General features: G+C 38.0%; 17 protein-coding genes. 15 read left to right on the top strand and 2 right to left on the bottom strand.

From position 1 onward, the window contains the following. The first annotated feature begins 405 nt into the window (after window positions 1–405). The 4 genes from H6G74_RS31420 to H6G74_RS28115 are packed head-to-tail and all read left to right on the top strand — an operon-like array spanning window position 406 to window position 4289. Window positions 406–1398 carry a hypothetical protein gene (locus H6G74_RS31420; protein WP_242051371.1) on the top strand — a complete coding sequence of 331 codons (993 nt, stop codon included), beginning with the start codon at window positions 406–408 and terminating at the stop codon, window positions 1396–1398. Further along, the gene (locus tag H6G74_RS28125; protein ID WP_190970872.1) at window positions 1398–2525 is read left to right on the top strand and encodes a hypothetical protein; all 1128 of its coding nucleotides are present in this window, start codon (window positions 1398–1400) and stop codon (window positions 2523–2525) included. Before H6G74_RS31420 ends, H6G74_RS28125 begins: the two co-directional genes overlap by 1 nt. Before the next feature lie 8 nt (window positions 2526–2533). After that, complete coding sequence (locus H6G74_RS28120; protein WP_190970871.1) at window positions 2534–4012, top strand: Hsp70 family protein; 1479 nt, start codon at window positions 2534–2536, stop codon at window positions 4010–4012. A gap of 22 nt (window positions 4013–4034) precedes the next feature. Continuing rightward, window positions 4035–4289 (top strand): hypothetical protein, encoded by a 255-nt coding sequence (locus tag H6G74_RS28115; RefSeq protein ID WP_190970870.1) that lies wholly within the window; start codon window positions 4035–4037, stop codon window positions 4287–4289. Between the two features lie 196 nt (window positions 4290–4485). Here H6G74_RS28115 and H6G74_RS28110 read toward each other — a convergent pair whose 3' ends face one another. After that, complete coding sequence (locus H6G74_RS28110) at window positions 4486–4980, bottom strand: hypothetical protein (RefSeq protein ID WP_190970869.1); 495 nt, start codon at window positions 4978–4980, stop codon at window positions 4486–4488. Between the two features lie 279 nt (window positions 4981–5259). Between H6G74_RS28110 and H6G74_RS28105 the strand changes: the two genes are divergently transcribed. From H6G74_RS28105 to H6G74_RS28085, 5 genes are all read left to right on the top strand, one after another. Then, complete coding sequence (locus tag H6G74_RS28105) at window positions 5260–6342, top strand: tyrosine-type recombinase/integrase (RefSeq protein WP_190876680.1); 1083 nt, start codon at window positions 5260–5262, stop codon at window positions 6340–6342. 244 nt (window positions 6343–6586) lie between these two features. Then, window positions 6587–7057 carry a hypothetical protein gene (locus H6G74_RS28100; protein WP_242048518.1) on the top strand — a complete coding sequence of 157 codons (471 nt, stop codon included), beginning with the start codon at window positions 6587–6589 and terminating at the stop codon, window positions 7055–7057. Between the two features lie 261 nt (window positions 7058–7318). Then, window positions 7319–7813 carry a hypothetical protein gene (locus tag H6G74_RS28095; protein WP_190970868.1) on the top strand — a complete coding sequence of 165 codons (495 nt, stop codon included), beginning with the start codon at window positions 7319–7321 and terminating at the stop codon, window positions 7811–7813. A gap of 54 nt (window positions 7814–7867) precedes the next feature. Further along, complete coding sequence (locus tag H6G74_RS28090; RefSeq protein ID WP_190970867.1) at window positions 7868–8431, top strand: GNAT family N-acetyltransferase; 564 nt, start codon at window positions 7868–7870, stop codon at window positions 8429–8431. Next, a complete protein-coding gene (locus H6G74_RS28085) occupies window positions 8428–8967 on the top strand; it encodes a hypothetical protein (protein ID WP_053457996.1) in 540 nt (179 codons plus the stop codon). The genes H6G74_RS28090 and H6G74_RS28085 overlap by 4 nt, the downstream gene beginning before the upstream one ends. 443 nt (window positions 8968–9410) lie before the next feature. Here the strand turns inward: H6G74_RS28085 and H6G74_RS28080 are convergent, their stop codons facing one another. After that, window positions 9411–9599 (bottom strand): hypothetical protein, encoded by a 189-nt coding sequence (locus H6G74_RS28080; RefSeq protein WP_190970866.1) that lies wholly within the window; start codon window positions 9597–9599, stop codon window positions 9411–9413. A gap of 138 nt (window positions 9600–9737) precedes the next feature. Here H6G74_RS28080 and H6G74_RS28075 point away from each other — a divergent pair, with 138 nt between their 5' ends. From H6G74_RS28075 to H6G74_RS31665, 6 genes are all read left to right on the top strand, one after another. Then, window positions 9738–9905 (top strand): hypothetical protein, encoded by a 168-nt coding sequence (locus H6G74_RS28075; RefSeq protein WP_190970865.1) that lies wholly within the window; start codon window positions 9738–9740, stop codon window positions 9903–9905. Window positions 9906–9993: 88 nt separating this feature from the next. Continuing rightward, window positions 9994–10596 (top strand): siphovirus Gp157 family protein, encoded by a 603-nt coding sequence (locus H6G74_RS28070; protein ID WP_190970864.1) that lies wholly within the window; start codon window positions 9994–9996, stop codon window positions 10594–10596. Between the two features lie 425 nt (window positions 10597–11021). Continuing rightward, the gene (locus tag H6G74_RS28065; protein ID WP_011316882.1) at window positions 11022–11471 is read left to right on the top strand and encodes a hypothetical protein; all 450 of its coding nucleotides are present in this window, start codon (window positions 11022–11024) and stop codon (window positions 11469–11471) included. Between the two features lie 183 nt (window positions 11472–11654). Next, a complete protein-coding gene (locus tag H6G74_RS28060) occupies window positions 11655–12023 on the top strand; it encodes a hypothetical protein (RefSeq protein WP_190970863.1) in 369 nt (122 codons plus the stop codon). Window positions 12024–12404: 381 nt separating this feature from the next. After that, a complete protein-coding gene (gene iscB / locus H6G74_RS28055) occupies window positions 12405–13688 on the top strand; it encodes an RNA-guided endonuclease IscB (RefSeq protein WP_190970862.1) in 1284 nt (427 codons plus the stop codon). Window positions 13689–13720: 32 nt separating this feature from the next. Beyond that, on the top strand, window positions 13721–13849 hold the full coding sequence (locus H6G74_RS31665) for a hypothetical protein (protein ID WP_255449080.1): 129 nt from the start codon (window positions 13721–13723) through the stop codon (window positions 13847–13849). Window positions 13850–14000: the final 151 nt, after the last annotated feature.

The raw sequence follows: 14000 nt of genomic DNA, 5'->3' as shown, positions 1-14000 counted from the left end.
ACCAAAAGCCAAAGCTTTTTTCTTGAGGTTATTAACTACCCGTTTTCGGTACTGTTGCTCATAAGCATCAACACCAAGGTCAATAAATTGCTCACCATTCGTCCAAAGGAGCCAAATATAGTAGCAGCGACTAATAGCAATGCACTTCTGGCAGGAGTTAGTTTTGACATTGGTAGCAATATTAACTTGCTTATGCTGAGTAGCTCAACTATTTTCTTCGTAAAATCAACTAACGGTTATTTAGTTTTTTTATACAAATAATCGGATTTGTATGAGGCGAAATAAACCCAATTAACAAGTTTGCCAACAGACGCTGATGTGGTTTGCAAATCTAGACTGTTAATTTCCGTAGCTACCAGGGAACTCTATAACTAGGAAATCTTAACTGAGTGAGCGTCCCAAAAAATGCGCTCACTCATAAAGTTACACACAATGGGTGCTATGGGAATCTTCTTAGATACTGTCGAGGATAATGCCGAATCTGAAGGCTGGAAAATTGAATCTATTCGCCAAAAGCTGGGAATACCCTCCTCGACACCTTATAGTTTTCCTTCTGTCATCTGTCCACTCTGTCAGCAATTCTTTTTCAGTAACACAGACTTACAAAACCACATCTTTAACGAACACCGAGATTATTACGGCTACATCCCCGTCAACGGCGCTATCCTAACCAACGATGAAATATTTACTAACGAAGACATTGAAAAGCTTAACTTCAGTGATTTAGACGATATAATCTTTGATTTACAAACCCGAATAGATAGGGGCAACAGTATAGATAGTTGGGTTGATTACAAAACTCCCCTCAATCGCTCAAATGAGCATCCCTTACGCAAGCAGTACCTTAAAGGGATGTTGGAATATCTGGGAGCGCATTACCAAGAGATAAATGAAAGTTCAAGCAACTATCAGTCACTTTCTGAGCAGTTTGGTAGAGCTTTTGGTTACTTGCAACCTTTCCCATCTGTGCTTGCACAACAGACTCGCTACTCAATTACCTTCAAAATGAATTGGTTTTGGCAGATGGCAGAAGCATCAGAATATTCTTTATTTTTTTTGGCTAGTCAGTTTTTTATAAATGATTATGAACGTGTTGCTGCTATTACTTTACCTCCATATAGCAGCAGACAAACCCAAGGAATCATTATTGATTATTTTCATGAAGAGTTTTTAGAAGCATTAAAACTTTACTATTGCGATCGCTCAACTCTTAAGTACGGATGGCTAGTGAAGTTAGAATGCCTGCTCAACAATATGAGCAACCGCAACTATAAGGACAAGCTATCTTTACTGAAGGCTCGACTATTTCGAGAGTGGGGAGAAGTAAACCAAGCAAGAGAAGCTTACCGTAGTCTCAAAACTCATCCTATTTTTGGAGCGGAGGCAAAAGGTTTTTAATGTCTAAAAATATTTCTAAAGATTCTCAAATACAAAAAACTCCAAGGCTAGTTCAAGAAGTTCGTTCGGCAGAAGATTTGTGTGAGCATCTGAACAAACTAGTGAAACAAACAGAATGGAAGATTGAAACAGCAGAGCGATTTATTCATCTAATTGTTAACCCTGGTAAGCAATTCAAGTTGGATACACAACAGCAAAATAAGATAGTTACTGCAATTATTAACTGTCCTTTGAAATATCGTACCATTGTACACTTAGCTATAGTTGCTGCTAACTTTAGCTCTGAAAATGGTTTAAGAACACTAGATGGAATTATTCCAAAACTTGGGAATTTTATCAGTGAAACACTAGATTTAAAAGAAGGTATTCAAGAAAATATACTTAAAAACTTAGGAGATAAACAAGTATTTCAATTTATTAAAGAAAAGATAATTAACCTAGATACAAACCAAAAATCTTTAAAAGTAAAAGAGGATGATAAAAAACTTGATTTTCTGAGGAATTTAATATCATTTTTAATTGCTGAAGGCGAAGTTTCAGCAATTGCAAGCCGTATGAATATAATTTTGGATGTGCTATCAGACTCTAATTACTACCAGCAGCTTACTAAATCCCAACCTAAACAAGAAAGTGATATTAAAAATCGAGTTAAAGCTGTTGCTGAACTATTTAAGTTAGCTAAACCCAGTGCTACTGAGGCTAAACGATTATTATTATACGGCACACACGCTCAGATTCTAGCTAGCCGACAGGAGCAAGAAATTGCTGATTTACGGGATAGCTTACAGACAGAACGAGAATTACGTAAGCAGAGAGAAGATTATATATATCAGTTAGAACAACAATGCCAAGAGTTAAAGCAACAAATTCTAGATGCAGAGAAAAACTTAGAACAGAGTCAAAATGATATAGAACACGAAAGAGAACTATATGCACAATTGGAAACTTCTAGCCAAGCTAAGATTAGTCAGCAGAAAGAAGCCACATTAAGCAATGTGAAAAATCGTCTAGAGCATGAATTAAACAAGTTAGAGCGATGTTTAATTGGTGCTAATGATAACTTTCAAGAAAATAGCCAAATGGGACTGAGAATCCTTAAAAAAATTAGAGAACAATTAACAGAGTAGATTTGATTATGGTGGGTTTTGGTATTGATTTTGGTACGACTAACTCAGTAGCTGCTGCTTTTAATGGCAGAGAAGTAACTTCATTTGTGGATGAGAAAAATCTGCCACATCCATCGGTAATTTGGTATCAAGGCGATTCTCAGCCTATTGTAGGTCGAAAGGCTAAAGACCAAATTAGAGATTTTGAGAATACACCTGGCAATAAATTTATTAGATCAATTAAAAGTCAAATTCAGAAGGAAGAAGAGTTCGAGATTTTTGGTAAGCCTAAATATACGTGGCAGGTAGCCAGCGAAATTTTTCGCTTTTTAAAAGAAGACGCTGAAAAAAGATATCGGAACTTCCAGGCTATTAAAGAAGCTGTTATAACTGTACCACTATATTTTAATGGGCGGCAGCGAAGGGCGATTCGTAAAGCTGCTGAAATGGCAGGAATTACTATAAAAACTTTTATTCATGAGCCTTTTGCTGCGGTTGTTGGCTATTTATTAGCTGACTCAAATCGGTGGGATAATCTGAAGCAAAAGCGAGAAAATATTTTAGTATTTGACTGGGGTGGAGGAACTTTAGACATTACTTTAGTCAAACTTGATTCTGGTTGTTTATACGAAGTTAGCACTGCTGGTGCTAATGGTAAATCGGGAGATTATTTTGATGAACTATTGATAAATTATGTGATAGATACATTTCAGAAAGAAAAGGGTATTAGCTCAGAAGGTTTTCGGATTGAGCCAGGGATTGAAAGTCTACTGCTTCATGAAGTAGAGTTTTGTAAAATAGATTTAAGTCTCAAGCAGAACTCTTCAATAGAACTTTTTGATTTTTATTCAGACAATCAAAAAAGCTATAACTTATTCCAAGATATAAATCGTAGTCAATTTGAATCCCTTATTCAATTGCAAATCCAAGATGCGATGGGTTTTGTAGATAAAATTTTGCACGATGCACGTCTTCAGCCATCACAAATTAATCAGGTGCTACTAATTGGTGGAACTTCTCGCATTCCGCTACTTATTAATGAAATGCATAAAACTTTTGGGCTGACTAAAGTTATTGAGCTTCCTAATGCAGACACAGTTATTGCTGAAGGTGCAGCAATTATTTCTTACTATAATTGGCAACCATATTTAGTTCAGCCTATTGATATTCAGCTTGCAGACCAAAGTCACTACACCGTATTTGACAGCGGAACTATTCTAAAACCGGATACTGCCAAAAAAGAAGTTGTGTTTTTTTGTACAGATAATCGAGAAGGCGAAGGCAGGTTAATTATTACTACAAATTTAGATAATCGAGAACATCAAGTAAAAGAAATTATTAATGTTCCGATATCTAAAGTATTACAAAGTATATACAAGGAAAGAATTGTTGCTGACTTCAGGATAGATAAGGATGTAATCTTGCGAGTTAGTGCCAAGGGATCTGTAAAAGATAAACCAGTTTATACTGATATTCACGATTTATGTTATGGCTTACGGTTTGCGTAATTTTTATTTGAGATAATCTGCTATGAAAAAATCAAATTTAAAACTGAAATCAAATTTGATGGTGGAAAGTATAGATGGTGTTGAGGTAAAAAATGCAAAAGAGCAGATACGTTACTTTCCTGGTGATTTTGCAGCATTAATTGAGCCTAACCGTATGAAAGAGGTTCGGATTAGGGAAAAGTATTTTACTAGCCAGCAAATTATAGAGTACCAACAAACTATTGTGTGTTTCACTTGCAAAAAACCCTGTGCTGGAACTTGCCAACGAAGGTCTTAAGAAAAGTTTTTATAACAATTACCTCGAAGTAAGCCAGTTTTGCTCATGTAAACGCTGCCAAGCTTTGCAAATATGTTCAGGCTTAACCCTCTTTCAAGAAACAAGGCAGGAGGCACACTTCGGCTGCGCTCAGTGAGCAGAAGGCAGAAAGCAGAAGGAAAGAGGATTTGACTTGTTTGTTCCATCTTTCAAAATTTCAAAAACCCCCAACATCTTCTCCTCCCAAACTGCCTGAGTCTTCCCCAAAAATCCAGTCGCTATCACTGTCGGCATTACCTTCGCCATCCACTTGAAGATTTAAAGAAGGTATCAGCTGCTCAACTTGGCTTTCAAGTCGGGAGATCGCCAACGTTAAAGAAGCAAGTTGCTCCCTATCTTTCTTAATTTCATTTGAAATCCCCACCCGCAATTGATTTAACCGCTCCTGGAGGGTATGTACTTCCGATTTGGTCGCAGAAGGAATATTCACCTTCTCTTCCAGAGTGGCGATTTGAGCTTTTAAAGCTTCAATTTCAGCAGCAGTTGCACTATCTGCACCATCTGGACTCTCTTCAAAGAGTGCGTTTCTAATACAATTCAGCACAAACTCCTTAAAAGTGAGGCGCAACTCCTCAGCACGCTGCTTGGCCTGCTTCACCAACTCCCGATCTTCTTCTGACAGAAGTTTTATATTTATCTGCGGATATTCCACCAGTCCCTCGCGCTTTTGTTGTGGAGAAGTGATTTCTAACCAGTTCTTTAACCATTTGCTTCGAGTTCTAATATTTACTTACTCCCCCTACCTCCCCATCTCCCCCTACTTCCCTTACTCTTCTCACTACCATCATCGCATACGGGATATCCGCGGATATACGATATAGATTATTTTCGATGAGTAATTTTGTGGTGCTTGGGAAACAACTATCATAAAGATACCGGGAATTACGGTTCTCGGCATCATAATTATCAGTGGGGGTTGGGGAATTTTATTATGGAAAATTTACCCGTCAAAAGCGTGGAATCACTTGCTGTGGAGGTGGTGACTCTACCGCTTGATGAAGCTCGTGTTGCGCTTGTGGATTATTATTTTCCCAACCGCCAAAAAATTAATTCGACACAACAGCTAATTGAGCTATGGGTGCATTCTGTCACTATTAAAAGCGACCAAACGCGACGGGCATATCGGCAAATTGGTTATGAGCTTGTCGATTATATGCAGTCGCGGTTTGGGATATCTGATTTGAGGATGGTAACGTTATTCCATCTACACGCTTATCTGGCTTGGCTCAAGGATGAAAAGCCAGTACGGGGAAAGAAAAATACTTATGGAATTAGTAAAAATACTGCGGCTAAATACACGGCAGCGATTAAAAGTTTGTGGGAGTGGGGTACTAGAGCTTCTATTGGTTATTTTGCTATCGACTTGGGCAAGGACTTAAGCATACAGTGGGACGATAAGCTCGCAGAGCGCATTCTCTCGGAACGCGAGATTGCTAAGTTGGAAAAAGCGGCGATGGCAGTAGACTTGCAACATAACACTAATAAGATGCATTGGCTGCTGTTTACTCTCATGTTTTACAGTGGGGTGAGGGCGGGAGAAATTGCCCGGCAAACTTCTGATTATGGTAAGCGCGTAATTACGCCGGGGTTGTTTTGGCGGCAGTTTCGGGAGGATGGGGACTGTCTATTGTTAACTGTGACGGGGAAACGAAATAAAACTAGAACCATTAGTCTCGATCCGGAAACTAGTGCGGTGCTACTGGATTATCGTGGGGATGCAGGCAACGATCAGCCGGTGTTTCCTAGTCCCAGTCGGCGGGATAGGGGTAAACCTTTAAGCGATCGCGGGTTGCGACTGATGATGGAAGAAATTTCTGCTTGTGCGGGAATTAAGTTCAGCGCCCACTTTCTGCGCCACACCCACGCAACGCTGGCTAAAAAAAATGGAGCTTCTGATTTTGACTTGCAAGCAGATTTAGGCCATGCTTCCCCGGCGACAACTGCAAAGTACATTCACCATGTTGGGCGTGTTGGGACTTCTCACGCACTGCGTAGAAAAAGCAAACATCGGTAAAAAATAAAAAACGTAGGTGTACCCCTACGGGGAAGCCACTCCAGAAGGCATCACCTCCGCCGGGCGGTTAGGCCATCGCACTCATACGCTCATCATGATAGTGTCAAGGTAGTTATCAAGATGGAAACACGCTCAGTTGTTCCTGTCCGCGGACTAGTTTACCTAGATATTACCTAGACATTACCTAGATATGAGCAATACAGGGAGAACAAAGAAGCTAGCATCTTTCAACTGTGACCAAAAGATGTGGGAGCAGTTTATCGCCCGTTGCAACTCGAAAGGCACGACAGCAACAGCAACGCTCACCCGTTTTATTGAGCTATACCTAGATGGTTCTCTAGATGACCTTGATACAATTGCTGGCAATGAAGATAAACGTTTGGACTCTTTAGAACAAAAAACTGAAGAGATAACAGCCCAAATGAAACAATTTGCTGAGGCGATTATTAAAATTCAAAATTATCTCAACAACCAACCGAAACGGCAGAAGAAATCGTACAATAATAATTCATATTATCAAGGGCAAACTCCTCGAATCCAACCGCTAACGGAAGAAGGTTTAGCTTCAAGACTTGGTGTAAGTGTAGAAACTATACGCGAGCAGCGAATTAATCTGCCACCACCGCTTTTTGTGGGATGGTGCAAAGGCAAGGATAGAGCAGGGTTAGGATGGGAATTTAATCAGGATACGGGGTTATATCATCCGGCAAGTTAGAATTTTTATTAATTTTAAGAATTTCTGAATTTACACTGATTCGCTCTGTTAATGCGATCGCGGGTAAGAAAAAGAATAGGGCTTTAGTTCCTCCTGGAGATAATGCCGAACCGCGCTAACACTACGGTGCTGGCTCGTGTACACAAACAAAATTTCCTTCCAGATAAGGTATTAGAAGCAACAGAGCGTTCTGATTATTTTGTAACTGAAAGCTAAAATTTTAATAATGTAGGGGTATATCTGACGAAGCAATGCAGGGAAATGACCGAACTATATAAGGCTGGAATCATTGAGGTAACAGAAGCAGAAGCCGAAGATGAGGATGAAGATTTATTTGAAGTCGCGGTGCATTTTGACGGCGATATTTTTCTTCCCAGCGTTGTTTTTGAAGGCAAAGACCACGCATTGAGGCAAGCTAAAAAACTTTATGATTGGCTAGAAGCTAATCCAAAAGAAATTAAGGGTGAGCGACTACGTTGGCAATCATACACAGTTAATCGCGAATCTTTAAGAGAATATCCAGCTTGCTATTTACCCTATTACTACTTCAGGTACGAGCAGTGCTTAAAAGTTTCAGTTTTTGACGAGCAAAACTCCCAAGCGATCGCTTATGGTTGGTTAGAGGCTGAACCTTTACCCTACTATGTGGATAAAGAAGATAGTTTGGTAGTTCTTGGAGACATTTCAGATGATGCTGTGCTTGCTGGTTGGCATAAAGCTATTGATATACGCATTCACATTTACTCTTTTATTTAGTAGTAAAATAGCCGTTATAAGCTTTAAGAATAAGTTCATAACTAGGAGCTTTAGGTGCAGCGAAAAATCGAATTAAAAAGAGGTAGCGATAACACATCTGTTGAAGCATATTTGGTAGATTTAGGACAAAGACACGTTGATGATTATGTAAATGATTGGCTCGAAAAATTAAGGTTATTTACTCAAGAAGATAAATACTGGGACTGGATATTTAAATTAAGATATGTTGCCAATCAAGCAAATCTTGAAGGTTATGCAGTTGAGTGCGAAAACAAAACTCAAGGATTAATGATAATAGAAACACAAATGCACGGTTCCCGGTTGAATATTGGTAAGAGACTAGTTTATGTTGATGGTATTGCAACTGCCCCCACTAACCGAATTGAAATTCAGCGTCCGCCTCAATTCAAAGGTGTTGGTCAAGCACTTTTAAATTTCGCCAGAATTAGAAGTGTTGAGCTTGGGTATGAAGGTAGAGTTGGGTTACATTCTTTACCAAGGTCTGTAGGATTTTACGAAAAACAAAATATGTTTAACTGCGGGTCTGAAGAAGAATACGATAATTTGGTTTACTTTGAGTATGGTGTATTGAGACGGAGAGCAGGTGAAAATTTATGAATCATCAACAGCAAAATAATAATTCTCAGGTGAATGAGCCAGTAACAACCCAAGAAGCTATAGATTTACTTTTTGGTGAAGGATGGCTCGATGAAGCTGTTCGTATCGAAGATGAAGCCAATTGCACTATTGGTGCTGGTTTGGATTGGGGTAATGCACTACCACCTTTAATGCTTAACCTTCCTTTATTTGGTCGCCTATCAACGCTGCGTGTATCACTTAACCGTGAAATCAGGCTAATAATTGAAACATGGGATTTAGGTGTAGGTACAAAAGCGGCAACAGAGACTGCAAGGAGACGCATTAAAGAGCGGTTGTTATCTCCTGCGCCTGAGCTATTACCTTACTTAGAAGCCACCCTGCTGCAAGATGATTTATACGGTGAAGAGTTTATATCTAACCGCGAAGCTCTCAAATCGCTACTTGCAGTACTTCTTACTGATTCTGATAGAGCAGAAATTGCAGAGACGGCTGCTAATTCAATACGCGCACAAGTTATGTCGCAGGTAAATTTTTCCGAAAAACTTTCTGCTTAAATACTCAATATAAAAACAACAATATTGTATTAAATTAAATCAAATTCATCAAAGGAGCAACCGCAAGAGTAATAGGTACTCCAGTAACGCGCAAGCCGAGCCTAATTATTAAAATCATTGTGTTGACAGATTCTTGCTCCCAGCAGCAAAAGCGTGGTTGAGATGACTGTAAAAATTGCCTACCAACTTGACAAATGGCTTCAATCAAAGTGGCAAAGAGATACGCGATTCTACACCTTAACCCTTTGCCAAAACCTATTTGGAGAATGGACGATCACTAAAACTTGGGGCAGTGCCATATATAGAGGATTTGGCAAGTCAAAAGATTTAGATTGTCCTGATTATCAAGCCGCGTTAATAACTTACTACAAGCTCCAAGAGCGAAGAGAAAAGCGAGGGTATAAAAGAGTTGACCCATAGTCAAGATATTGATGAATCTTTAGCTAGTCGCCATGAAAGTAGTTCATAACCTGATAAAAATTTATCATTGCTGACTCTAACCAAAATTTCTCCTTGCTGTACTGGTAAATATTTTTTGGAACATCCTGACAGAAACCTCTCTCGGTAGCCTGACGATACCAACGTTCAAACTCTTCCTCAAAAGGAGTAATCGCCCATTCTACCTTGACCATTTTCTACGTTGTAGAATTTAATTTAGAGAAATTACCAATAATTATAAGAAGGGGGAAGATTAATTTTCTCCCTTAATCATCAGAACTATAACAAGCACTAACGTGCAACTTCATTAGATGAATTGAAGTTGTATAGAGATGAAAACTGTTATAAATTCTAACCCAAAAAAGGCACAAAAATCACCAAAATCTACATTGCAGACTCAACAAGTTAGCCTGTTTTTAGATGAGGCAAATTACTACGACTACGAAGCAGAATTGGCACAAGAAAAGTCAGACTACTATCACTTGCAGTACGGGTACTAGATTCAATCTCCCTTCAAGCATCAACTCTTCCTAGTCAACAACTAGTAGCAGGTAACTGCTACTGGTTTTTTATATCAAAAAGTAAATTATGACTCAAGCAATTGAACGCGAAATCAATCAACTCACGCTCAAAGAGTTAAGCTTAGATGCTGCTAAACTCTGGTCACAGATAGAAGAAGCAAGCGAGTTAGGCGACGAAGGTAAAGTAGAACAACTCGTACAAGAACTTATGGGTGCTCAAGATGGTATCGAAACCAAAATTGATGCGATCGCCTGGGTAGTAGACCAGTTAAATCTTGACCTTGAAACCTGGGAAGAAAGAAAAGTGCGAGTAGCCGAACTCCACGACCGGGTAATCTCACGTCGTAAAACTCAACTTGAACAAATCAAGCGTACCCTGATCCATCTACACGAGATTGGATTAATCAGTGACAAAAATATTGGTAAGGAAAGGGTAATTGAAATCAGGGATAACCCGCCCAAAGTCGCTAACTTACTAGTAGAGGTAGATGATCAAGATTTTCCTGATGAATTTAGAGTTATTAAGTACCAAGCTAATAATAAGGCAATTCTTGAAGCCTATAAATCTGGTAAAGATATTAGCGATGTTGCTGAGATAACTATTGGGAAACAGGTACGGTTTAAGGTGCAATCAGCTACTAAGGGGCGCAACAAGAAAAACCACAACTAATGGCATACGCCTTAACCATGTAAATCAAACACAGCTATATCCCATCATTTTACAAATATATCATCAAATGGTTAAGAGTCAAATCTTAATCATTTTTATTTTTTTTAACCTATACCTCAATTTCAAACTTATTAAAAAAATCATCAAAACTTTGCTTAGATTTAAAATCAGTGAAGATATAATCGGTAAAACAGTAAATATCAATTTTAGCAACAGTAACTATACCTAGCTAAGTACAAACATTGTTATGATATTTTGGTAGATTTAACCTTATTTGGTGTGGTTCAATAAGTAATTGAATTTATTATGTATTTTATAATTTCCAACTATCAAGATGATAATTCAAACTAGCCTTAAGTTTAATCTTAAGGTATGCAATCACCATAAATAAAAATTAAATATTAGCTATCGGGAGCCACCTTCAAATGTCATATCATCAAAATCGAAGTATAGTTATCCGTAACGCTATTATCAACAGTTTATTTATTATTTGGTGTTTGGTTTGGCGTACTGGTTTGGGGCTAACTTTTTTCATCATATATGCTTCTCTTGGCTACATATATAACTGGCCATTCTACCTTCCAATTTCGATTATTTTGGGATTTGTTCCTTGGGGCTGGAAAGTGCAAGAAGAAAGAAGGATTAGAGAAGAAGAACAAAAAATGAAAAATTTGAAAAATAAAATTGAGGATGGTGTTATCTATGCCAAAGTCGAATCAAATGTCGAGATAAATTACAGGGGAGTTATCTTCCTTAAATCAGTACTTGGTCTATTTGTTAGCGGATTTTGGGGAATGATACTTGGCTGGAAAGCTATTTGGAATATGATAATACAGTTAGTTGATAATATTAGAACAGTTGTTAGATATATGTAGAGTGACATCTTTATCTAAGCAAACCAAGACCAAGATATTTCATCACTATTACACCATTAATTTATTATCGATTCTTTTATTCAGAGTAAATTTACACAAGCTAACGCTTTGATATAAATAGAAGGCTGGTATACCGCTTCATTAAATAGCCAGTTACTAATTATATCAACAGGAGTTAAAACAATGGAATTAGCACAATGTATGCTCACAGGGCTTCTCTACATTCTTATGTACGGATTTTCTACTCTCTTCATTTTCCAATTCTTGCTAGAGATATCTATCGCTTTTGAAAAGCACTGCAATTGCACTACATCGATAAAACCCACTGTAAGTAAAATTGAAAACTTAACTGATAAATCCAAACTTCAGATATCCAACAAAAATCAAGTATCTACAAACAAACATATCACTGTTCAACAGTTAAGAAAAAGATGCTCGCAAGCTGGAATAAAATGGAGTTACGCTATCCAAGTATCTAAAACAGGCAAGAAACGACATCTCAATCGAGAAGAAATGTTAATAGCTCTAAGCCAAATGAAACAGTCAGCATAATAAAAATATAAACTGATAGTAATTACTTTTATTATCAGTTTATATAAAATGGACAAATATTGTATTTGTTGGCGAAGAAAAAATTCTAGTAAAGACGCATCACCCCTAATTTTCAATCATCCAAATTCTAGACAAGAAGCAGTAAACTACCCACCACTGACCTGAGTACAGGTACAGTGGGGGCTTTAAAAGCCCAGAGTTTACCCGACTAAGTGTTAAATCACTACGATTTTTAGGTCATCTCACCTACAAATACGCAGCCAGTTTGTAGCTCTGAGGTTAACGATTAAACAAGCATATTGGGTTTGAAGCTAGTGTCGTTGACGTAAAAAGCCTTTAAATCATTGTCCAGGCTAACTTTACCCAGAAATGGAGGGACTTATGTCCAAAATATTTGTTATAGATACTCAAAAAAGACCGCTTGACCCTATTCATTCAGCACAGGCAAGGCAGCTATTGCGAAACAAAAAAGCAGCAATATTTCGCCGCTTTCCGTTCACAATTATCTTAAAAGAATCACATCCAGATTCAACAGTTCAACCACTTCGATTAAAACTTGATCCAGGTGCTAAAAACACAGGAATTGCATTGGTCAACGATGCTACTGGGGAAGTTGTATTTGCAGCCGAACTAAAACATAGAGGCTTTGCAATTAGAGATGCTTTAACATCTAGGCGACAATTAAGACGCAGCAGAAGAAACCGTAAAACTAGATATCGTAAACCAAGATTTTTAAACAGAACACGACCAGAGGGTTGGTTAGCACCGAGTCTACAAAGTAGGGTTGAGAATATAAAAACCTGGGTTAACAAACTGTGTAAACTCGCGCCTACTGAGGCTATTAGTCAAGAGTTAGTACGCTTTGATATGCAGTTAATGCGTAATCCTGAAATTCAAGGGGAAGAGTATCAACAAGGTACTCTTGCTGGCTACGAAACCAGAGAATACTTACTTGAAAAATGGAATAGACAATGCGCTTATTGTGGTGTTAAAGACGTTCCTTTTCAGGTTGAACACATTCACCCACGAGCTAAGGGGGGAAGTAACTCTATTACAAATCTCACTTTAAGTTGCGAAAAGTGCAACACAAAAAAAGGGACAAAAGAAATTAAAGAATTTCTTAAAAAAGACCCATCAAAATTAACCAAAATATTGGCACAAGCTAAGAGACCATTAGCTGATGCAGCAGCAGTAAATACAACTCGATGGGCATTATTTAAGGCTTTGAGGGAAACAGGATTACCAGTAGAAACGGGTTCTGGTGGCTTGACCAAGTTCAACCGTAGTCAACAAAAACTGGAAAAGACTCACTGGTTAGATGCAGCTTGTGTTGGTAAGTCAACACCCAAACTAATTATTAAATGCGTCAAGCCTCTATTAATTATATCTAACGGACATGGTTCAAGACAATCATGCAGAACGGACAAATTTGGATTTCCTAATCGTCATGTCCCAAGAGAAAAAATACATTTTAATTTTCAAACTGGAGACATCGTAAAAGCAGTTGTTACTACTGGGAAAAAACTTGGTAATTATGTGGGAAAAGTGGCTATTCGTTCGTCAGGTAGTTTCAATATCTCTACTAAAAAAGGATTGATTCAAGGAATATCGCACAAATTTTGTAAACGCATTCACGCAAAAGATGGTTACTCTTATGCACAATAAAAGATTCGGTGGGGGTCTCCTGGAGGTTTGAGATGATGAAAGGTGATTATGGAGAGATGGAATTATGGGATAACCTAACTGCTGCTCAAGCAGAAGTAAAAAAATTTAATCACAGATATCCCAATCTTTTCTTTTGGGTAAAAGAACCAAATGTCAAATAATCATCCCTACAAAATTATTCCTGATAGAATTATTAAACTATAGGAATCATATTTGATTTTTGAAAAAGACTACGAGATAATACTGAGAAACAGTCTTGTCTAATAGCTAACAATGATAAACCAGGAGCTACAATCTAAAATAGCAGAACTA

It is taken from the genome of Nostoc spongiaeforme FACHB-130 (assembly GCF_014698475.1).
Classification (GTDB): Bacteria; Cyanobacteriota; Cyanobacteriia; order Cyanobacteriales; family Nostocaceae; genus Nostoc_B; species Nostoc_B spongiaeforme.
The sequence above is the reverse complement of the archived record's forward strand: the minus strand, read 5'-3'. Positions and strand labels throughout refer to the sequence as shown.